The 21549-nt window shown below is 62.9% G+C and carries 16 protein-coding genes; 6 read left to right on the forward strand and 10 right to left on the reverse strand.

Annotated features, from left to right (window positions below; genetic code table 11):
• The first annotated feature begins 83 nt into the window (after positions 1-83).
• On the forward strand, positions 84-473 hold the full coding sequence (locus ABVN20_RS17685) for a hypothetical protein (protein WP_368556992.1): 390 nt from the start codon (positions 84-86) through the stop codon (positions 471-473).
• On the opposite strand, the gene ABVN20_RS17690 is transcribed toward ABVN20_RS17685, so the two are convergent.
• Together ABVN20_RS17690 and cra are read right to left on the reverse strand one after the other, a co-directional pair.
• On the reverse strand, positions 474-1250 hold the full coding sequence (locus tag ABVN20_RS17690; RefSeq protein WP_368556993.1) for a TatD family hydrolase: 777 nt from the start codon (positions 1248-1250) through the stop codon (positions 474-476). It lies immediately after the preceding gene.
• Positions 1251-1253: 3 nt separating this feature from the next.
• On the reverse strand, positions 1254-2249 hold the full coding sequence (gene cra, locus ABVN20_RS17695) for a catabolite repressor/activator (protein ID WP_368556994.1): 996 nt from the start codon (positions 2247-2249) through the stop codon (positions 1254-1256).
• A 291-nt stretch (positions 2250-2540) separates the two neighbouring features.
• Here cra and ptsP point away from each other — a divergent pair, with 291 nt between their 5' ends.
• Genes ptsP through ABVN20_RS17710 form a run of 3 tightly spaced genes read left to right on the forward strand, consistent with a single transcriptional unit; the run spans position 2541 to position 8091 of the window.
• Positions 2541-5402, forward strand: coding sequence for a phosphoenolpyruvate--protein phosphotransferase (gene ptsP, locus ABVN20_RS17700; RefSeq protein ID WP_368556995.1), 2862 nt, complete (start codon positions 2541-2543; stop codon positions 5400-5402).
• Entirely contained in the window at positions 5402-6343 is a 942-nt protein-coding gene (gene pfkB / locus ABVN20_RS17705; protein ID WP_368556996.1) for a 1-phosphofructokinase, read from the forward strand. Before ptsP ends, pfkB begins: the two co-directional genes overlap by 1 nt.
• A gap of 11 nt (positions 6344-6354) precedes the next feature.
• The gene (locus tag ABVN20_RS17710) at positions 6355-8091 is read left to right on the forward strand and encodes a PTS fructose-like transporter subunit IIB (protein ID WP_368556997.1); all 1737 of its coding nucleotides are present in this window, start codon (positions 6355-6357) and stop codon (positions 8089-8091) included.
• A 251-nt stretch (positions 8092-8342) separates the two neighbouring features.
• On the opposite strand, the gene ABVN20_RS17715 is transcribed toward ABVN20_RS17710, so the two are convergent.
• The 3 genes from ABVN20_RS17715 to ABVN20_RS17725 all read right to left on the reverse strand — a co-directional run bounded on the left by ABVN20_RS17715 (position 8343) and on the right by ABVN20_RS17725 (position 14372).
• Complete coding sequence (locus tag ABVN20_RS17715; protein ID WP_368556998.1) at positions 8343-8642, reverse strand: hypothetical protein; 300 nt, start codon at positions 8640-8642, stop codon at positions 8343-8345.
• 628 nt (positions 8643-9270) lie between these two features.
• Positions 9271-11796, reverse strand: coding sequence for a PepSY domain-containing protein (locus ABVN20_RS17720; RefSeq protein ID WP_368556999.1), 2526 nt, complete (start codon positions 11794-11796; stop codon positions 9271-9273).
• Between the two features lie 260 nt (positions 11797-12056).
• Positions 12057-14372: a TonB-dependent receptor gene (locus ABVN20_RS17725; protein ID WP_368557000.1), complete on the reverse strand. Its 2316-nt coding sequence runs from the start codon at positions 14370-14372 to the stop codon at positions 12057-12059.
• A gap of 207 nt (positions 14373-14579) precedes the next feature.
• On the opposite strand from ABVN20_RS17725, the gene ABVN20_RS17730 reads away from it, so the two are divergent.
• Together ABVN20_RS17730 and ABVN20_RS17735 are read left to right on the forward strand one after the other, a co-directional pair.
• Positions 14580-15260, forward strand: coding sequence for a Fe2+-dependent dioxygenase (locus ABVN20_RS17730; protein ID WP_368557001.1), 681 nt, complete (start codon positions 14580-14582; stop codon positions 15258-15260).
• Positions 15257-16018 carry a tetratricopeptide repeat protein gene (locus ABVN20_RS17735; protein WP_368557002.1) on the forward strand — a complete coding sequence of 254 codons (762 nt, stop codon included), beginning with the start codon at positions 15257-15259 and terminating at the stop codon, positions 16016-16018. The genes ABVN20_RS17730 and ABVN20_RS17735 overlap by 4 nt, the downstream gene beginning before the upstream one ends.
• 110 nt (positions 16019-16128) lie before the next feature.
• Here the strand turns inward: ABVN20_RS17735 and ABVN20_RS17740 are convergent, their stop codons facing one another.
• The 5 genes from ABVN20_RS17740 to ABVN20_RS17760 all read right to left on the reverse strand — a co-directional run bounded on the left by ABVN20_RS17740 (position 16129) and on the right by ABVN20_RS17760 (position 21350).
• Entirely contained in the window at positions 16129-17292 is a 1164-nt protein-coding gene (locus ABVN20_RS17740; protein ID WP_368557003.1) for a type III PLP-dependent enzyme, read from the reverse strand.
• 636 nt (positions 17293-17928) lie between these two features.
• Complete coding sequence (locus tag ABVN20_RS17745; protein WP_368557004.1) at positions 17929-19086, reverse strand: betaine/proline/choline family ABC transporter ATP-binding protein; 1158 nt, start codon at positions 19084-19086, stop codon at positions 17929-17931.
• Positions 19083-19736: an ABC transporter permease gene (locus ABVN20_RS17750; protein ID WP_368557005.1), complete on the reverse strand. Its 654-nt coding sequence runs from the start codon at positions 19734-19736 to the stop codon at positions 19083-19085. Before ABVN20_RS17750 ends, ABVN20_RS17745 begins: the two co-directional genes overlap by 4 nt.
• A 12-nt stretch (positions 19737-19748) precedes the next feature.
• The gene (locus ABVN20_RS17755; protein ID WP_368557006.1) at positions 19749-20642 is read right to left on the reverse strand and encodes a glycine betaine ABC transporter substrate-binding protein; all 894 of its coding nucleotides are present in this window, start codon (positions 20640-20642) and stop codon (positions 19749-19751) included.
• 18 nt (positions 20643-20660) lie between these two features.
• A complete protein-coding gene (locus tag ABVN20_RS17760) occupies positions 20661-21350 on the reverse strand; it encodes an ABC transporter permease (protein WP_368557723.1) in 690 nt (229 codons plus the stop codon).
• Positions 21351-21549 lie beyond the last annotated feature (199 nt).

Genomic DNA, 21549 nt, shown 5'->3' on the forward strand with positions numbered 1-21549 from the left:
ATCCGGTTTCGCTCCAGGCTCTGGTTTTTGGTCTTCAATAAAGGATGATCCACAACCCTGACCTACCTTGAGGAGGCTCGGTTATGTCGGCCGTCGCAACTGGAATACAAGGGCACTGCGCCCATTGTGGATGCACCCATCAGCTCGAACCCTGGCAACTCAATGCGATTGCCATTCATGAGGCATTTCCCTGTTCGCAATGCCACAAGTCGCTGCAACTGAGCGATCCGAAACAGATCAAGCAGATCAAGGGCCTCGATTCCCTGGCCGTGTTGCGCGCCAGTACCCTGGTGATGGTGTGCACCGCCGTGCTGGTGGCGCTGGTGATGGAGTGGGTGGGGTTGCTCAGTGTGATTGAGCAGGTGAACTACTCGCTGCTGGCGATTCTGGTTTACTTCATCGTTGTGCAATACGCCAGGCACAAACAGCACATCACCCTGATCCTGGAAGCCGCCAAAGCCCACACTGACTGACTACCAGTCGAACAACTCACGGGCATTGGCCGTGCTTGCGGCCGCCAGTTGCTCGGCGCTGATCGCCATGATTTCAGCCAGCGCCGCGCAGATCGCCGGCAGGTGCGCCGGGCTGTTGCGCTGGCCGGGGAACATGGCCGGCGCCATGTCCGGTGAGTCGGTTTCCAGCACCACCGCGTCCAGCGGCAAGTCGGCCAGCACGCGGTGCATGCGCAGTGCCTGTGGCCAGGTGGCTGCGCCGCCCAAACCCAATTTGAACCCCAGCTTGATGTATTCCCGGGCTTCCTCGCGGCTGCCGGCGAAGGCGTGGATGATGCCGGCACGCTTGAGTTTGAAGCGCTTGAGTGTGGCAATCACCGCCGCATGGCTGCGTCGCACGTGGATCAGCGCCGGCAGGTTGAAGTCGACCGCCAGTTGCAACTGGGCATCGAACAGCGCCTGCTGGCGCTCGCGGTCCAGGGTTTCGATAAAGTAATCCAGGCCGATTTCGCCAACGGCGCAGAGCTGGCGATGACCGGCGAGGCGACTCAGCCAATGGCCCAGTTCGCGCAGATCATCGGGGCGGTGTTGCTCCAGATACACCGGGTGCAGGCCGAACGCGGCATGCAGGTCCGGGTCGGCTTGCACCAGTTCCCAGACCCGCTGCCAGTTGCCCTGATAAACCCCCAGCACCACCATCTGGCGTACGCCCAGGGCGCGACTTTCGGCCATCAACGCCGAGCGGTCGGCGTCGAAGTCCGGAAAGTCCAGGTGGGTGTGGGTGTCGATCAGTTCCACGGCTCAGTCCTGGTGAATACGCTGTTTGAACGTACGGCCGATGGCGTGCACGCCGGGCTGGTAATCGGCCTGCTCGATGGCGGCGAGGGCCAGTTGCAGCGCCTTGTCGGCGATCAGCTGATGCTGCTGGGCCATGGCGTTGACCGGCAATGGCAGGAAGTCCAGCAACTGCGTGTCGCCAAAAGTGCCGAGGCGCAATGGCCGGGTTTTCAGCGGGAAGTCGTGCAAGGCATCGAATACGCCTTGCAGCAGCACGTAGGAGGTGGTGACCAGCGCTTCCGGCAAATGCCCCAGGCGTTGCAGCAGCTCTTCCATCAATTGCTTGCCGCATTCGCGGCTGAACGATTCTGCGTGCTCGATCAGGATCTCGCCTTCGAACCCGGTCAAGGCTTCCTTGAACCCGGCGGCCCGGTCCTGGCTGATGCTCAGTTCCGGGCGCGCACCGATCAGGGCGATCTGTTTGGGCAACGGGTCGAGCAGGCTGCGGGTCAAGTGCAGGCTGGCCTCGCGGTCGTCGCTGATCACCGAGCAGAACTCTCCGGGCGCCATGACCCGGTCGATGGCGATGATCGGCATGCCCTTGGCCTGCAACTGCCGGTAGCTGTCGTCATCGGCGGGCAGGCAACTGGCGACGATCAGCGCATCGCAACGCCGGGCGCGGAACAGTTGCAGCAGTTGCCGCTCGCTGTCCGGGGCGTCGTCGGAACTGGCGATCAGCAGTTGATAACCGCGGGCCCGTGCGCCTTGTTCGAGCAGCTTGGCAATGCGCGCATAGCTGGGGTTTTCCAGATCAGGCAGGATGAAACCCAGGGTACGCGTGTGCCGGCTGCGCAGCCCGGCGGCCTGAGGATTGGGGGTGAAGCCATGGAGTTCGACGACCGCGCGGACGCGTTCGACGGTGGCGCTGCTGATGCGTTGCTGCTCAGCCTTGCCATTGATGACATAACTGGCGGTGGTCACGGACACACCGGCCAACTGTGCGATATCACTGAGTTTCAAACCGGGATTTCCTTTTTATTACCGAGCGTGCCCCGACATTGTCGCCAATCCTACCCGATTCCGGGATACGCCTATTGTCGCAACGTATCCGACAGGTTGTGCTTCAACCGGGCAGCATTATCGAGTAACGTGCCAAACATACTAGATTAAACGTTTCAGCAAGCGTATTTTCTGCGCATTAGGTGCATTTGGCCGGTTCTGCCGCGAAACCGCCAAAAGCTGCGACCGAGCGCCTAAGCTGACTCATTCAAAACAATACCTGGCGCCCTGACGTGCCAAATAGGAGAACCCATGCTCGAGCTTACGATAGAGCAGATTTCCATGGGCCAGACGGCTGTGGACAAGTCCGCAGCGCTTGCGCAGCTGGCGCAGCATCTGGTCAACGATGGCCTGGTGGCCGACGGCTACCTCGAAGGTCTGCAAGCGCGTGAAGCCCAGGGCTCGACCTTTCTTGGCCAGGGCATCGCCATTCCCCACGGTACCCCGCAAACCCGCGACCAGGTGCATTCCACCGGCGTGCGCCTGATGCAATTCCCCGAGGGCGTGGACTGGGGCGACGGGCAGATGGTGTACCTGGCCATCGGCATCGCTGCCAAATCCGACGAACACCTGCGCCTGCTGCAATTGCTGACCCGTGCGCTGGGCGAGACCGATCTCGGCCAGGCCCTGCGTCGTGCCAGTTCCGCCGAGGCCCTGCTGAAACTGCTGCAAGGCGCGCCGCAGGAGCTGGCGCTGGATGCGCAGATGATCGGCCTGGGCGTCGCCGCCGAGGACTTCGAGGAACTGGTGTGGCGCGGTGCTCGTTTGCTGCGCCAGGCCGACTGCGTCAGCGGTGGTTTCTCCGCGGTGTTGCAGCAGGTCGAGGCGCTGCCCCTGGGCGATGGCCTGTGGTGGCTGCACAGCGAGCAGACGGTCAAGCGTCCGGGCCTGGCGTTCGTCACGCCGGACAAACCACTGCGTTATTTGGGGCAGCCCCTCACTGGCCTGTTCTGCCTGGCCAGCCTCGGCGAAGCACACCAGGCCCTGCTCGAGCGCCTGTGCGCGCTGCTGATCGAAGGTCGTGGCCATGAACTGGGTCGCGCCACCAGCCGGCGCAAGGTCCTTGAAGTGCTCGGCGGCGAGCTGCCAGAGGACTGGCCAAGCGCGCGTATCGCCCTGGCCAACGCCCATGGCTTGCATGCCCGCCCGGCGCAGATCCTCGCGCAACTGGCGAAAAGTTTTGACGGCGAAATTCGCCTGCGCCTGGCCGACGGGCACGACAGCGCCGTGTCGGCCAAGAGTTTGAGCAAACTGCTCAGCCTCGGCGCCCGTCGTGGTCAGGTGCTGGAGCTGATCGCCGAACCAGGTATCGCAGCCGATGCGTTGCCGGCGTTGCTGGCGGCCATCGAAGAAGGCCTGGGTGAAGAGGTCGAACCGCTGCCGCCCGTGAGCCAGGCGCGCGAAGTCATCGCCGAGGTCGCCGAAGTACTGCTTGCGCCAGTGGCCGGCAGCGTGGTCCAGGCCATCCCGGCCGCACCGGGCATTGCCATTGGCCCGGCGCACATCCAGGTGCTGCAAGCCATCGACTATCCGCTGCGCGGCGAGTCGGCCGCCGTTGAGCGCCAGCGTCTGCAACAGGCACTGGCCCAGGTGCGTGGCGACATCGCCGGATTGATCGAGCGCAGCCAGTCCAAGGCGATTCGCGGCATCTTCGTTACCCATCAGGAAATGCTCGACGACCCGGAACTGACCGACGAAGTCGAGGCCCGTCTCAAGCAGGGTGAGAGCGCGGAAGCGGCGTGGATGACCGTGATTGAAGGCGCGGCGCAACAGCAGGAAGCCTTGCAGGACGCCTTGCTCGCCGAGCGGGCGGCGGACTTGCGCGACATCGGCCGGCGGGTACTGGCGCAACTGTGTGGCATCGAAACCCCCAGCGAACCCGAACAGCCGTACATCCTGGTGATGGACGAAGTCGGCCCCTCCGACGTGGCACGCCTGGACCCCGTCCGGGTCGCCGGTATTCTCACCGCCCGGGGCGGTGCCACCGCGCACAGCGCCATCGTCGCCCGCGCCCTCGGCATTCCGGCGTTGGTCGGTGCGGGCGCGGCGGTGTTGCTGCTGGCGCCCGGCACGCCGTTACTGCTCGATGGTCAGCGCGGCCGCTTGCACGTGGAGGCCGACGCGGCGACCTTGCAGCGCGCCACACTGGAGCGCGACACCCGCGAACAACGCTTGAAGGCCGCCGCCGAACAACGTCACCAACCGGCGTTGACCAGCGATGGTCACGCGGTGGAAGTGTTCGCCAACATCGGCGAAAGCGCCGGTGTCAGCAGCGCGGTGGAGCAGGGCGCCGAAGGCATTGGCCTGTTGCGCACCGAACTGATTTTCATGGCCCACCCCCAGGCGCCGGACGAGGCTACCCAGGAGGCCGAATACCGCCGTGTCCTCGATGGCCTGACCGGTCGTCCGCTGGTGGTACGCACCCTCGATGTCGGCGGCGACAAGCCGTTGCCCTATTGGCCGATCGCCAAGGAAGAAAACCCGTTCCTCGGTGTGCGCGGCGTGCGCCTGACCTTGCAGCGCCCGCAGATCATGGAAGCGCAACTGCGCGCGTTGTTGCGTGCGGCGGACAACCGGCCGCTGCGCATCATGTTCCCGATGGTCGGCAGCGTCGATGAATGGCGCCAGGCGCGGGACATGACCGAACGGCTGCGGCTGGAGATCCCGGTGGCGGACCTGCAACTGGGGATCATGATCGAAGTGCCGTCGGCGGCGTTGCTCGCCCCGGTGCTGGCCAGGGAAGTGGATTTCTTCAGCGTCGGCACCAACGACCTGACCCAGTACACACTGGCCATCGACCGCGGCCACCCGACCCTGTCGGCCCAGGCGGACGGCCTGCACCCGGCAGTGCTGCAACTGATCGACATCACCGTGCGCGCCGCCCATGCCCATGGCAAATGGGTCGGCGTGTGCGGCGAGCTGGCGGCGGACCCGCTGGCGGTGCCGGTGCTGGTCGGCCTGGGTGTGGATGAACTGAGCGTCTCCGGGCGCAGCATTGCCGAGGTCAAGGCACGCATTCGCGAGCTCAGCCTGACCCAGGCCCAACACATTGCCCGCCAGGCCCTGGCCGTGGGCAGCGCAAATGAAGTACGTGAATTGGTGGAGGCGCTGTAATGGCCCGGATTCTTACCCTGACCCTCAACCCGGCGCTGGACCTGACGGTGCAGTTGCCGCGGCTGGAGCCCGGTCAGGTCAATCGCAGCGATGACATGCACACCCACGCCGCCGGCAAGGGCGTGAACGTGGCGCAGGTACTGGCGGACCTTGGGCATCAGGTGACGGTGAGCGGATTCCTCGGTGAGGATAATCTGCAAGCATTCGAAGGCCTGTTCGCCAAACGGGGATTCGTCGACGCGTTCATCCGCGTGCCCGGTGAAACCCGCAGCAACATCAAGATCGCCGAGCGCGACGGGCGAATCACCGACATCAACGGTCCGGGGCCGAAGGTCAGCGAAGCGGCGCAACAGGCGTTGCTCGATCGGCTGGAGCAGATTGCCCTCGGGCATGACGCGGTGGTGGTGGCCGGCAGCCTGCCTCAGGGCATCAGCCTCGAGTGGTTTCAGGGCGTGGTTCTGGGATTGAAAACACTCGGCCTGAAGGTTGCGCTCGATACCAGTGGCGACGCATTGCGAGCGGCGCTCAAGGCCGGGCCTTGGTTGATCAAGCCCAATACCGAAGAGTTGGCGCAAGTGCTCGACTGCGAGGTGATTTCGGTCGCCGCTCAGGCCGATGCCGCAGCGCGGTTGCACAGTCAGGGCATTGAGCACGTGGTGATTTCCCACGGCGCCGACGGCGTCAACTGGTTCAGTGTGGGGGCGGCGCTGCACGCCACGCCGCCCAAGGTCAGCGTGGCCAGCACGGTGGGCGCCGGGGACTCGCTGTTGGCCGGCATGCTCCATGGCCTGCTCAGTGCCGACACGCCGGAGCAGACCCTGCGCACCGCCACGGCGATTGCCGCGATGGCGGTGACCCAGATCGGTTACGGCATAGGCGATGCGACGCAATTGGCGCAGCTCGAACAGGGTGTACGCGTGCGTCCCCTGACAGAACAATAAGAGGGTTTGTCATGAAGTTAGCCATTGTTACGGCCTGCCCGAACGGCATGGTCACCAGTGTGCTGTGCGCCCGCCTGCTCGATGCCGCAGCACAGCGCCAGGGCTGGAGCACCAGCGTCGAGGTGACGGACGCCGCGCACCCCGAGCGGCAGTTGTCGGCCGCGACCATCGAGGCGGCGGAGTGGGTGTTGCTGGTGACCAGCGCGCCGGTGGACCTGTCGCGGTTCGTCGGCAAGCGCGTGTTCCAGAGCACGCCGGCGCAGGCGTTGCAGGATGTCGAGGCGGTGTTGCGACGGGGGGCGCAGGAGGCGCAGGTTTGTAAGGTTCCCGAAGCCGGAGTCGAACCGGCACCCGCGACAAGCCATGTGCCGCGGCTGGTGGCGATCACCGCCTGCCCGACTGGTGTCGCCCACACTTTCATGGCCGCTGAGGCTTTGCAGGCGGCGGCGAAACGTCTGGGTTACGACCTGCAGGTCGAGACCCAGGGCTCGGTCGGTGCGCGCAACCCCCTCAGTGCCGAGGCGATTGCCCAGGCCGATGTGGTGCTGTTGGCCTGTGACATCGAAGTGGCCACCGAGCGCTTTGCCGGCAAGAAAATCTACCGCTGCGGCACGGGCGTTGCGCTCAAGCACGCTGAGTCGATCCTGAACAAGGCGCTGGCCGAAGGCAAGCAGGAAAGCGCGGCGAGTGGCGCCAAGGCACCGGCCAAGGAGAAGACCGGGGTCTATAAACACCTGCTGACCGGGGTGTCGTTCATGCTGCCGATGGTGGTGGCGGGCGGCCTGATGATCGCCCTGTCGTTCGTGTTCGGCATCACCGCGTTCAAGGAGGAGGGCACCCTCGCCGCCGCGCTGATGCAGATCGGCGGCGAGACCGCGTTCAAGCTGATGGTGCCGCTGCTGGCGGGCTACATCGCCTACTCGATCGCCGACCGTCCGGGCCTCGCGCCGGGGATGATCGGCGGCCTGCTGGCCAGCACCCTGGGCGCCGGTTTTATCGGCGGGATCATTGCCGGTTTCATCGCCGGTTACACCGTGCGCGTGATCAATCGCTATGTGCGTCTGCCGCAAAGCCTCGAAGCGTTGAAACCGATCCTGATCATCCCGTTGCTGGCGAGCTTGTACACCGGCCTGGTGATGATTTACGTGGTCGGCAAACCCGTGGCTGAGATGCTCGCGTGGCTGACGCATTTCCTCGACAGCATGGGCACCACCAACGCGATCCTGCTGGGCGTGGTGCTGGGCGGCATGATGTGCGTCGACCTGGGTGGGCCGATCAACAAAGCGGCATACGCCTTCTCGGTGGGCTTGCTGGCTTCGCAGAGCTACGCCCCGATGGCCGCGACCATGGCCGCTGGCATGGTGCCGCCGATTGGCCTGGGCATCGCCACCTTCCTCGCCCGCCGCAAGTTCGCCCAGACCGAACGCGAGGCCGGCAAGGCGGCGCTGGTGCTGGGGCTGTGCTTCATCTCCGAAGGCGCCATCCCCTTCGCCGCCAAGGACCCGCTGCGCGTGATCCCCGCCAGCATCGCCGGCGGGGCACTGACCGGGGCGCTGTCGATGTACTTCGGCTGCAAACTGATGGCGCCGCACGGTGGCCTGTTCGTGCTGGCCATCCCCAATGCGATCAACCATGCGCTGCTGTACCTGCTGGCGATTGTCGCGGGAAGCCTGCTGACGGCGGTGGCCTACGCCCTGCTCAAGCGCCCGGAAGTGGTGGAGTTGGCGGTGGAGCCGGTGAGCGCCTGAGTTAAGGGCTCATGGCTGTCACCTCCACAATGATTATGCGTCGAACACAATTCATGTGAACGCCGCCGATCCTGTGGGAGCGGGCTTGCCCGCGAAGGCGGCGTGTCAGGCGCCGATGATGTTTGATTTTGATGGCGCCATCGCGAGCAAGCTCGCTCCTACAGTGGATTAGCAGGGTAAACACATTTGTGTGAACACCCATAAAACCTGTGGGAGCGAGCCTGCTCGCGATGGCATCGTTAGCACCACCGCTAAACCGTGGTTTTGTACTCATGCTCGCGCTGCAAAGCCCGCGCCTGCACCACATCCAGCACTGCACATCCTTCGCGAGTGAGCAAATGAACCGCCCGGATGACGCGCACCAGATCGCAGTCATCGGTGTTTTTCAGGTTCAGGCTGGAGAGGGTATCCATCAGGTCGCGCACCACGCTGAAGCGGTGTGCGGCGCAGGCGGTGAGTTGGCTGAGTTCTTTGTGGGTGTTGACGAAGAGCACCGGGGAGTCGGCGTCGTGGGTGTCGATTGGCAGGTAACGCGGCATGGCTTCGAACATTGTGTAGCTCCTGTATTTGGAGCTGCCACCCCTCGCGGCCAAACGATATAGGTGGCAGCTGCACGCGGGTTGGCCGACCGGATACAGGAACCGGCACACCCGAAGGTGTCCCACGCACAGCCGCCATTGGCGCGCTGTAGCGTTCCTGCATCGACCGGCCAAGGTCGTTCGCGGTGTTTTTCCGCGAGTCCAAACTATGGAGCCGATACCGAAACGCGGCAACAAGATACGTCGTAGGAAAGGTCTTGAAAAGTTGTGTGTCGAGCGGTGGTCAATTCGGCGTGTTGCTTGGGACCTGACCGGGGGATGTGATTTTTCTGTCAGGTTTTTTGTAGAGGCTGCTGGCCTCTTCGCGGGCAAGCCCGCTCCCACAGTAAGCGGGGTTGAGCACAAAGTTTGTGTTCCATGCTCAATCCTGTGGGAGCGAGCCTGCTCGCGATGGCGGTGTGTCAGGCGCTGGAGATGTTGGGTTTGATGGCCTCATCGCGAGCAAGCTCGCTCCTACAGTGGGTATGCGGGGTGAACACATTTTTGTGAACACCCATGAACTCTGTAGGAGCGGGCTTGCCCGCGATGGTCGTTAACGATGACGCAGGGTGTCTGGTGCCCTACAGGGGGAGGGGCGCGGTCAGTAGACGTCCCGGCGGTAGCGCCCCTGCTCGATCAACCGCTCGACCTCGGCAGCGCCGAGCACCTCGTTGAGCACTTGGTCGACCCCGCTGGCCATGCCTTCCAGGCTGCCGCAGATGTAGATCGACGCGCCGTCGGCTAGCCATTTTTTCAGTTCTTCGGCACGCTGGCGCAAAACGTCCTGCACGTAGACTTTCTCGGCCTGATCCCGCGAGAACGCCAGGTCCAGGCGTTCGAGGTCGCCTGAGGTCAGCCATTCCTGCAGCTCGTTGCGGCAGAGGAAGTCGTGTTCGCGGTTGCGTTCGCCGAACAGCAGCCAGTGCCGCTGCTGCCCGTCGGCGATGCGCGCCTTGAGCAGGCTGCGCAGGCCGGCCAGGCCGGTGCCGTTGCCCAGCAGGATCATCGGCACGGGCTCGGCCGGCAGGTGGAAGCCGCTGTTGCGCCGCACGCGCAGGCTGATGCTGCTGCCCACCGGTGCGTGTTCGGTCAACCAGCCGGAACCGATGCCGAGGCTGCCGTCCGCGTGCAGTTGCTGGCGCACGATCAGTTCCAGCACGCCGTCGGCGGCTATCGAGGCGATGGAGTATTCACGCATGGCCAAGGGTACGAGTGCATCGACCAGCGCCTGGGCATGCAGGCCGACCAGATGGGCACGGTTCTCCGGCAGTTGGCGGCTGGCGAGTGCCTGCTCCAGCGGTTGCGACAGGTCATCGAGATGCACCGTGGCGCGGCCATCAATCCCCAGGCCATCGAGGAAATGTTCGATGGCCCACGGGCAGTTGCGCGGCAGCACTTCCACCAGGTCACCGGCCAGCCAGCTGCTGGTGCTCGGCGCAGTCAGGCCGAGCATGTACACCGGCGCGCCGCTGCTCTCCGGGTTCATCAGTTCGCGGCGCGCCAGCGTCCAGTTGTCGTAGCTCGGCGCCTGCCAGGTGTCCACGGGCGCCTGGCCGGTCAGCTGGCCGAGTTGCTGCTGCCAGTGGCGCAGGGCGTACGGGTCACCGCTGTCGACCTCGACCGGGGTGAACAGGCTCTTGCCGCCGTGCTCACCGAGCCAGCTGTGCAGGCGTCGGGCGAAACCGCAGAAGTGCTGGTACTGGCGATCGCCAAGGCCCAGCACCGCGTAATTCAAGCGTTCCAGGCTCGGCGACTGGCCCAGCACTTTGCGTTCGAAACCACGGGCGCTGTCGGGCGCATCGCCCTCGCCGAAGGTGCTGACCACAAACAGCGCGTTGTCCGACGCTTGCAGGTCCTGTTCGCTGACGCTTGCCAACGGCTGCACCTTCACCGGCAACCCGGCGGCCTGCAATTGGCCGGCGGTCTGCCACGCCAGTTGTTCGGCGAACCCGCTCTGGCTGGCAAAACCGATCAGCCAGGCCGGGGCGTTGCCGGCCGGTTGCACCAGGCCTTTGCGTGCGTCCTTGATCTGGCGTTTCTTGCGGCGACGGTCCAGGTACAGCAACCAGCCAGTGACGAAGAACAGCGGCATGGTCAGGGCGGTGAGCGTGAGGATGATGCGCCCGCCGATGCCGAAGTAGCTGCCGGTGTGCAGCGCGTAGATGCTGGTCAGCAACTGCGCCCCGAAACTTTTGTCGCTGTAGCGGTCATGGCGTTTGATGTCGCCGGTGGCCGGGTCCAGGGTGATCTGGTTCAGGGCGCGATCGTGGGGCGAATCCTTCAACAGGTAAAACACGGTTGCCGGTTGCCCGGCCACTGGTGGCATGCGTGTGTTGTAGAAGCTCAAGCCAGGGCCGGCGGCGCTATAGATGCTGCTCCACATGGCCGAGTAGTCGGCGACCGGCGCCGGACCGCTTGGCGCCGGGCCACGGTTGCGTACGCGTTCGTTCTGCGGCGAATCGGAGAGCAATTGTGTCAGGCCCTTGCTGTACCACTCGTAGGACCAGAACAACCCGGTCAGCGCCGAGAACAGGTAAAACACCAGGCACCAAGTGCCCGCGACGGAGTGCAGGTCCCAGTTGAAGCTGCGACCTTTTTTCTTCCAGTCCAGGGTCAGCCAGGCACGCCAGCTTTTCCACAGCCGCGGCCAGCGCAGGTACAGGCCCGACAGGCAGAAGAACACCAGGATCAGCGTGCAGGCACCGGTAATTTGTCGGCCGCTGTCACCCATGGCGAGGAAACGGTGCAGTTGCAGCATCAGGCCAAAAAACTGCTGACCACTGGCCTCGCCCAGCAGTTCGCCGGTGTAGGGGTCGAAGAACCGCATGGGGCCGCGACGTTCCCCCGGCGGCGCGGTAAAGAAGGCACGGGCGGCGATGTCGCTGTCGATATCCACCGACAGCATCGAGACTTTCAGGCCGGTGGCCGCTTCGACTTTCTGCACCAGTTCGGCGGGCGGCAGCACACCGGCGGCCTGCTTCTGCACTTGCAGGACAGAAGGGTTCACCGCGTAAAGGATTTCGTCCTGAAACGACACCAGTGCCCCGGTAATGCCCATCAGGGCCAGGACCAGCCCGGCACTGATGCCAAAAAACCAGTGCAACTGGAACAGGGTTTTCTTCAACACGTCGCTCGCCTTGTTCGTTCGAAAGTGGTCATCACGGCGCGCATTATGAAGCCGTGGGTTGTCGAGAAACATTCTTTTTTACACACAAAAGCCCTGTTCATCTGGATGAACAGGGCTGTCTGCTTTTCCCGTGTCCCCTGTAGGAGCGAGCTTGCTCGCGATGGTCGTCAACGATGACGCTGGGTGCCTGACACCCAGCGGCGTATTCAAGTCCAATCGCGAGCAAGCTCGCTCCTACAGGAACAGTGGGAGGGTTTGGTTTAGAAGTGGAAATTAGTACTCAGCAGCGCCGTACGACCGGCCGCCTGGTTGGCGAAGTGGGTCGAGAAGGCTTTGTCGTAGTAGGTTTCGTCAGTCAGGTTCTGCACGTTCAGTTGCAGGTCGACGTTCTTGCTCAGCTTGTAGGCAGCCATCGCGTCGTAGCGAACGTAGGAGTCGACCATGGTGGTGTTGGCGGTGTTGCCATACACGTCGTCAACGTAGAACGCACCGCCACCGATGGTCAGCTTCGGCGTGACCTGGTAAGTCGTCCACAGGCTGGCGCTGTTCTTCGGCGTGTTCGGCAGTTCATTGCCGTTGTTGGCCTTGTTGGCCGCGACATCACCGCCGTCGACTTGCTCGCTGTCCATGAACGCGTAACCGGCGAACACTTGCCATTTGTCGGTGAGCTTGCCGCTGGCCGACAGTTCGAAGCCCTGTACGCGGGTCTTGCCGGCGTTTTCATAGGTCGTGGTATTGACCTGTACGCGAGCGTTTTCCTTCTCGGTGCGGAACACGTCGGCGGTCAGCGACAGGCGATCGTCGAGGAAGTCCCACTTGGTACCGATCTCGTAGTTCTTGGTGGTTTCCGGTTCCATGTCGCTCTTGAGCAGGTTGCCGCTGCGATCCGGCGTGCCACCCAACGGGTTGCCGTCCTGGCCTTCGCCCAGGGTCGCGCCCGGTGGCGTGGCCGAGGTGGCGTAGGAGGCATAGATGCTGCCGTTCGGTGCCGGTTTGTAAACCACGCCGAATTGACCGGTGACGAACTCGCTGACGTCGTCACCCTTGTAGGTGGTTGTGCCGGCACCGTTGTAGCTCTTGTACTCGGTGTCGAAGTGGTCGTAACGCAGGCCCATGTTGACCAGCCATTGCTCGGTCAGCTCCAGGGTGTCGAACACGTACAGCGCGTAAGTGTTGGCCTTGGTGTCGGTACCGGCGTAGTTGCGCGAGATCGTGCCGTTCCACGGGTCGTTCGGGTTCGGGTTGGACAGCGACGTACAGTTGTAGCCACTCGGCGCGCCGATCATCGGCGGACGGCAGTTGCTGCTCGACGGTACGTTGGTGGTCAGCGGCGTGGTGTCGGTGTTCACGTCGTACGAGGACTTCTGGCTTTCCTCACGGCTGAACTCGATACCGGTAGAGAAGCTGTTCTTGAACCCGGCGATGTACACGTCACCAAACAGATCGGTCTGGTTGGTGGTGGTCTCGGTGTTGCTCACGCGGGTGTTGGCGCGGCGCCAGACGCTGTCGAAGTTGACGTTGCCCTTGCTGTCGTCCGGCTGGGTCAGGATGTAATCCTGCATGCTGGTGCCGTGGCGCAGGGTGTTCTTGATCGTCAGCGCGTCGGTCAGGTCGTGCTCGATGGCGAAGGTTGCGGTGTCGGTGCGGCCCTTGCGGAAGTCGCGATCCAGACCATAAAAGTTGCTGCTGTCGCCGCCGTCTTCCGGTTTGTCCGGGTTGGCTTTGGTGCGCGGCGACGAGAAGGAGTACGGGATACCCGAATCCGGCGTGTCGTTGCTTTCCAGGTGGTAGTAATCGAGGTTGACGCGGGTGTCAGTGCCCAGGCCGAACACCAGGGAAGGGGCGACGCCCCAACGGTCATAATCGACCTTGTCACGACCGGCGACGTTGCTCTCGTGGCTCATCAGGTTCAGACGGCCAGCGGCGCTGTCGGTGAACTGGTAGTTGCCATCGAAGGTGTAGCGCTGGGTCTGGTCGGAGCCCCAGGTGAAGCCGCCATCCAGGGAGTTGCCCAGGTGGGCCTTTTTGCTCACCAGGTTGATCGTGCCGCCAGCCGCGCCACGGCCGCCGATGGCAGAGTTCGGGCCTTTGCTGACTTCGATGGATTCGACGGCGAAGATCTCGCGGCTCTGCGAACCGGTGTCGCGCACGCCGTCCAGGTAGGTGTCGCCCTGGGCGTCAAAACCACGGATGAACGGACGGTCGCCCTGCGGGTTGCCGCCTTCGCCGGCACCAAAGGTGATGCCGGGAACGGTGCGCAGCGCGTCCTGCATGTTCAGCGCGCCGGTGTCCTTGAGCACTTGTTGCGGGATGACCGTCACCGAGCGCGGCGTGTCGACCAGCGGCGCGGTGTACTTGGGCGAAGAGGCTTTCTCGACGTTGTAGCTGGTTGCATCCTGGGCTTCACCGGTGATGGAGGTGGCATCCAGGGCAATCGCGCCGTTCGATGCTTTGGTGTCAGTCTTCTCGGCGGCGAAAACCATCTGGCCTGCGGAGCCGGCAGTGAGTGCCACGCCGATTGCAGAGGCGAGCAAACGCGGTGAACTGACAGGTAATTGTGCTTGTTGGCGCGACATCTGAATTTCCCTTCCCCAAGGATTTGAGGCCGCGGAATATAGGGTAGACGCGTCTTTGTATCAATTGCGAAACGTTACTATTCGCACTGAATTTACATTCTTTACAATTTGCCCTTACGGTTTTTGGTGATTCATTCGTCTGGCAGGTTTTACACTGGCAATAAGAATCAATACCATCGCCATCCTTTTGCCTCCAGGACCATTTCCATGCTGCTGCACATCAAGGGTTTGTTCACCAAAGACGAGGTGCAGCGCATTCGCGAGGCTCTGGAACAGGCCGATTGGGCCGACGGCAAAATCACCGCCGGCTATCAGTCGGCCAAGGCCAAGCACAATCTGCAACTGCCCGAAGGCCATCCGCTGGCCAAGGAAATCGGCGCGGCGATGATCGACCGCCTGTGGAAAAATCCGCAGTTCATGTCGGCGGCGTTACCGCACAAGGTCTTCCCTCCGTTAGTGAACTGTTACACGGCGGGCGGCAGTTTCGACTTCCACATCGACAACGCCGTGCGCCAGCCCAAGGGCAGCGTCGAGCGCGTGCGTACCGACCTGTCGTCCACGCTGTTCTTCAGCGAGCCCGAGGACTACGACGGTGGTGAGCTGGAAATCCAGGACACCTATGGCGTGCAGCGGGTGAAGCTGCCAGCGGGCGACATGGTCTTGTACCCCGGCACCAGCCTGCACAAGGTCAATGCCGTCACCCGTGGCGCCCGCTTTGCCTCGTTCTTCTGGACGCAAAGCCTCGTCCGGGAAGACAGCCAGCGCGCCTTGCTGTTCGAGATGGATGGGGCGATCCAGCAACTGACCCAGGACATGCCCGACCATCCTTCGCTGATTCGCCTGACCGGCACTTATCACAACCTGCTGCGCCGCTGGGTCGAGGTATGAGTTTTCAACTGCGCCGCGAAGAAGTGCTCGACGGTGAACGCCTCAGGGCGATGCTCGACGAAAGCCCGGCCCGTGCCGCCCAGGCGATTCTGATGGCCGCCCGCGAAGGCGTGCTCGAAGCCCAGGCGCTGCTCGCGCAGATTCTGCTGGATGGCAACGGCATCGCTCAGGATCAGCCACTGGCGCTGCGCTGGTTCGACATCGCGGCCCGCCAGGGGCACCTGATGGCGCGCAACATGCTCGGTCGTTGTCATGAACATGGCTGGGGTTGCACGGCGAATGCAGCGATCGCGGCCGGGCATTACCGGCTGGCGGCAGACGCAGGGCTGGATTGGGCGATGTACAACTACGCCAATCTGCTGGCGACCGGGCGCGGTGTGCTCGAGGATCAGGCGCAGGCCTTGCGGTTCTATCGGCAGGCGGCCGAGCTGGGCCATGCGAAGTCGATGAATCTGCTGGGGCGCTATCTGGAAGAAGGGCGGTTTTGCCCCAGGGATCTGCCGGCGGCCCGTGACTGGTATCGGCGCGCGGCGCAAGGCGGGGACTTTCGTGGGCAGTTCAGTTTTGCCGCGTTGCTGGCCGATGAAGGCGACATCGACGGCGCCGTGGACTGGCTGCGTCAGGCATTGGCCGGTGGCAACCTGAATTTCCTGCGTGTCGCGGCACCGGCGCTGGCCAGTGCAACGGATTCACGCATTCGCTCGATGGCCGACGACTACGCCCGCCGCCGAGCCGAACTCGAACTTCAAACCCTGTAGGAGCGAGCTTGCTCGCGATGATGGCTTGGCCATCGCGGGCAGTCTGAATGTCCGCGGTGGCTGAACTACCATCGCGAGCAAGCTCGCTCCTACAGGTAAGAAGTACGGTGTTATACGTAGAACGATTTCAGCGGCGGGAAGCCGTTGAATTCAACAGCGCTGTAGCTGGTGGTGTAGGCACCGGTCGACAGCCAGTACAGGCGGTCGCCGATGGCCAGGTTCAGCGGCAGGCCGTACTTGTAGTTCTCGTACATGATGTCGGCGCTGTCGCAGGTTGGGCCGGCGATCACCACTTCTTCCACTTCGCCTTTCTTCTCGGTCCAGATCGGGAACTTGATGGCTTCGTCCATGGTTTCGATCAGGCCGGAGAACTTGCCCACGTCGGTGTACACCCAGCGCTCGACGGCGGTGCGCGATTTACGGGCAACCAGCACCACTTCGCTGACCAGGATGCCGGCGTTGGCGATCAGCGAACGGCCAGGTTCCAGGATGATTTCCGGCAGGTCGTCACCGAAGTCTTCCTTGAGGAAGCGGATGATTTCCTCGGCATAGGTTTCCAGGCTGTTGGTACGGGTGATGTAGTTGGCCGGGAAGCCGCCACCCATGTTGATCAGCTTGAGGTGGATGCCGTCTTCTTCTTTCAGGCGCTCGAAGATCACTTTGACCTTGGCGATGGCCGCATCCCAGACGCTGATGTCGCGCTGTTGCGAACCCACGTGGAACGAGATGCCGTAAGGCACCAGGCCCAGGTCGCGGGCGAGGATCAGCAGGTCCATGGCCATGTCGGTCTGGCAGCCGAATTTGCGCGACAGTGGCCAGTCAGCAGTGGTCGAGCCTTCGGTGAGGATGCGCACGTAGACTTTCGAACCCGGGGCTGCCTTGGCGATGTTGCGCAGGTCGGCTTCGGAGTCGGTGGCGTACAGGCGCACGCCCTTGTCGTAGAAGTAGCGGATGTCCTTGGACTTCTTGATGGTGTTGCCGTAGCTGATGCGGTCAGGACCGACGCCACGGCTCAGCACCTTGTCCAGCTCGTAGATCGAGGCGATGTCGAAGCTCGAACCTTTTTCCTTGAGCAGGTCGATGATTTCCACGGCAGGGTTGGCCTTGACCGCGTAATAGACCTTGGCGAATTCGAAACCGGCGCGCAGGTCGTCATAGGCCTGGCTGATCATCGCGGTGTCGATCAATACGAAAGGGGTTTCTTGCTTGTCGGCGAACGCCTTCATTTTCTGAAAGGTTTCGCGCGCGAAATAGTCTTCGACCTGGATCGACATGCTGGTGAGCTCCTATGGGCAAACTCGTGAAATCAATGGGTGCATGAACGCCCTCCGTATCCCCACTTTGGTTCGCCTACTTCCCAAGGCATGTCGCCGAAAGCAAAAAGGCCATGGGACGTGTTGCTATCCCTTGGCCTTGCTGTCTCGTCGTCAGTACTTGAGCCGGATGGATCGTTTCCAGCATGGACGTTCGGCGCGAACTTTAGGGCGTGAGGGGCCTGAGATCAACAAAAAATGTCGCGTTTTTGCACTCTTCTGACGTGCGTGACCGACATCACTCTTTGTAGCGGACAGAGATGACGGGCAGATGTTCCCCGCGATTTTTGAAGTGTTAAAAATACCTGCACGTTCGCAGCTTTTGTGCGCTTGATCGTAGGTAAGTGCGTTGGCGTCAACTTCGGCGACGTTGGCGGCGAGAGGGTTCTTTCGGAGGGGATTTGGGGTGTTGGGGAAGTGATTCGAGGGAGTGTTCAGGATTGCTGGTGTTGATATTTCTTTCCGGTGTGTGAGGTCTCAAAATTTTGCACAAAACATTGTGGGAGCGAGCCTGCTCGCGATAGCCATTTCATGATCAACCGAGTTGTTGAGTATGGAAAAGCTCGCGAGCAGGCTCGCTCCCACAGAGTTACACCGTCAGACCGCTGCCACCTCGGCCGGCGACACGATACTGGTCTTGCCGCCACGGGATTTACCCGAGCTCAAGTACTCGGCAATCGACTCCTGGGTGACTTCGCCGAGGAACACCCGCTCGGCATCCATTACCGGCAGCCATGCGCGGTTGAACTCGTACATGCGCGACAGCAGGATGCGCAGGTGTTCGTCGTAGGCCGCCGTGGCGTTGAACTCGCGCAGGTACTGGCCGCAGGTGCCGGTCTGGCGGTGCAGGTCGCGGCGGCGTACGTAACCCAGCGCCTTGTTCTCGGCGTCGGTGACGACGACGTAACGACGGTCATGCTCGTCCATCAATTCCAGCGCTTCGGCCACCGGCGTTTCCGGGCTGACCGACGGGGCGTTGTCTGCCGCGTCTTCGGCTTTCACCAGCAACAGGCGCTTGAGGGTGCTGTCCTGGCCGACGAAGTTGCTGACGAACTCGTCCGCCGGATGCGCCAGCAGGGTGTCCGGGTGGTCGATCTGCAACAGCTTGCCGGCACGGAAGATGGCGATCTTGTCGCCGAGCTTGATTGCCTCGTCGATGTCATGGCTGACCATGATCACCGTCTTGTTCAGCGCCCGCTGCATCTCGAAGAACTCGTTCTGGATCATCTCGCGGTTGATCGGGTCGACCGCACCGAACGGTTCGTCCATCAGCAACAGCGGCGCCTCGGCCGCCAGTGCGCGAATCACGCCGATCCGTTGCTGCTGGCCACCGGACAGCTCGCGCGGGTAACGGTGCAGGTACTGCTTGGGTTCCAGTTTGATCATGCTCATCAACTCGCGGGCGCGGTCGTGGCATTTCTGCTTGTCCCAGCCGAGCAGCTTGGGTACGACCACGATGTTTTCCTCGATGGTCATGTTGGGGAACAGGCCGATCTGCTGGATCACGTAGCCGATGTTGCGGCGCAGGGTCACTTCGTCGAGGTCGGTGGTGTCTTCGCCGTTGATCAGGATCTTGCCGGAGGTCGGCTTGATCAGGCGGTTGATCATCTTCAGCGTGGTGCTCTTGCCGCAACCCGACGGGCCGAGGAACACGCAGATCTCGCCTTCGTTGACGGTGAGGCTGACGGAGTCCACGGCTTTTACGTCTTTGCCGTTGCTTTGGAAGGTCTTGCTGAGGTTTTGAAGTTCGATCATTTCAAGAGTCCTTTTGGAGTCAACGAGCGTTGCAGCAGTTGCAGGATGAGGTCGGCGAAGATGGCCAGCAGGCTGACCAGCACGGCGCCGACGATCAGCATCGACATGTCGCTGCGGCTGATGGAAGCGAGGATGAGGACGCCGAGGCCACCGGCACCGATGGTGGCGGCGATGGTCATGACACCGATGTTCATGACCACGGCGGTGCGCACGCCGGCGAGGATCACCGGCACCGCGATGGGCAGTTCGACCATGCGCAGACGCTGGCCGAAGGTCATGCCGATGCCGCGTGCGGCTTCACGGATGCCCGGCTCGACGCCGGTCAGGGCCAGGTAGGTGTTGCGCATGATCGGCAGCAGTGAATAAAGGAACACGGCGGTGATCGCCGGCATCGGCCCCAGGCCCTGGCCGAACTTGGAGTAGAACGGCAGCAGCAGGCCGAACAGGGCAATCGACGGCACGGTCAGCAGCACCGTGGCGCTGGCTTGCAGGGGGCCGGCGAGGGTGGGGAAGCGTGTCATCAGAATGCCCAGGGGCACGCCGACCACAATCGCCAGGGTCACGGCGATGCCGACCAGGGTGATGTGCTGCCAGGTCAGGTGCAGGACCTGTGGCCAGTCGAGGTGGGAAAAGGCGTTGAAGAATTCCATGGCGCTTCCTCCTTATTGAATCGGGTGCTGGCGCAGGAAGTCTGCGGCCACGGTGGAAGGGCTCTGGTGATCGACATCGACCCGCGCGTTGAGCTCGCGCATGGTGTTGTCGTCGAACAGTTCAGCCAGCGGCTTGAGCTGTTCGGCCAGTTGCGGATGGGCGTCGAGGTACGCCTGACGCACCACCGGCGCGGCGGTGTAGTCCGGGAAGTAGTGCTTGTCGTCTTCCAGCAACTTGAGCTTGAACGCGTTCAGACGCCCGTCGGTGGTGTACACCAGCCCGGCGAACACCTGGCTGTTGCGCAGCGCGGTGTAGACCAGGCCGGCGTCCATCTGGCGGATGTTCTTGCGCGACAGGTTCATGTCGTACAGTTCGACCATGCCGGCCAAACCGTCGGAACGGTTGGCGAACTCGGTGTCCAGGGCCACCAGGTTGTTGGTCTTCGCCTCGTCGCGCAGCACCTTGTTCAGATCACTGATGCTGTTGATCTGCGGGTACTCCTGGGCGACCTTTTCCGGCAGGGCGAGGGCGTAGGTGTTGCTGAATTTCGACGGAGCCAGCCAGACCAGGCCTTTTTTCGCGTCGAGTTCTTTCACCCGGGCGTAGGACTGCGCGCTGTTGAGCTTTTCCGTGACGTGGTTGTAGGCCACCAGCGACACGCCGGTATATTCCCAGAGCATGTCCAGCTGTCCGCTTTCGTGGGCGCTGCGGGCCAGGTTGCTGCCCAGGCCGCCGGTGACCTGCACGTCATAACCCTTGGTGCGCAGGTACTGCGAGGTGATTTCCGCCAGCAGGGTCTGTTCGGTGAACACCCGGGCGCCGATGCGCAGCAGCGGCTTTTCGGCGGCTTGGGCAAAACCTGCGAGCAGCAGGACGCCGCCTAGAATCAAGCATAATTTTTTCATGACTATTCCTTCCGAGGCTTAAGACGGGCGCAGGCCGCGTTCGAGCCAGAGTCGGCTGGCGAGTGTCACCAGGCCGTCGAGCAGCAGTGCCAGCAGGGCGGTGCAGGCCGCGCCGAGCAGCAGTTGCGGCTGGTTGTTCAGGGCGATGCCGGGGAAGATCAGGCTGCCCAGGCTGTTGGCGCCGATCAGGAACGCCAGCGGTGCGGTGCCGACGTTGATCGCCAGGGCCACGCGCACGCCGCCGACGATGATCGGCACGGCGTTGGGCAACTCGACTTTCCACAGCACCTGGCGCGGGGTCATGCCGATGCCGGTGGCGGCTTCCTTGAGCGAGCCCTGCACGTTTTTCAGGCCTTCATAGGTGTTGCGCACAATGGGCAGCAGCGAGGCGAGGAACAGGGCGAAGATGGCGGGGCCGCTGCCGATGCCCAGAATGCCCAGGGCGATGGCGAGTACGGCGAGCGGCGGCACGGTGTTGCCGATGTTGAAGACTTGCATGAAGCGTTCAGCGCGACCCACCATCGACGGGCGACTGAGAAAGATGCCAGCGGGAATTCCCACGACAAGGGCGGCCACCATGGAGGCCAGGACGAGAATCAAATGAGCTTGCAGGTAAAACAATAAATCGTCGCGGTACTGTTCGATCGTGTTGATGCCAATCCAGTGGACCAGCAGGGCCAGAAGGGCGACCGCAACCGCACCTCCCATCAGCCCTTTGCCATAGCGAATAGCCACAGGCGGACTCCTGTTTTCTTTGTCGGCGAACGCAGTCCCGTGTGGCAGGCCGTCATTGGCTGCCGGGCAGGGCGTTCGCGAGAAGCGGCTCATACCGAGCATGCTCCCTGTAGGAGCGAGCTTGCTCGCGATGAAGGATCAGACGACACGGTCTGTCTGACACCCCATCGCG

The sequence above is a fragment of the Pseudomonas sp. MYb118 genome, assembly GCF_040947875.1.
Classification (GTDB): Bacteria; Pseudomonadota; Gammaproteobacteria; order Pseudomonadales; family Pseudomonadaceae; genus Aquipseudomonas.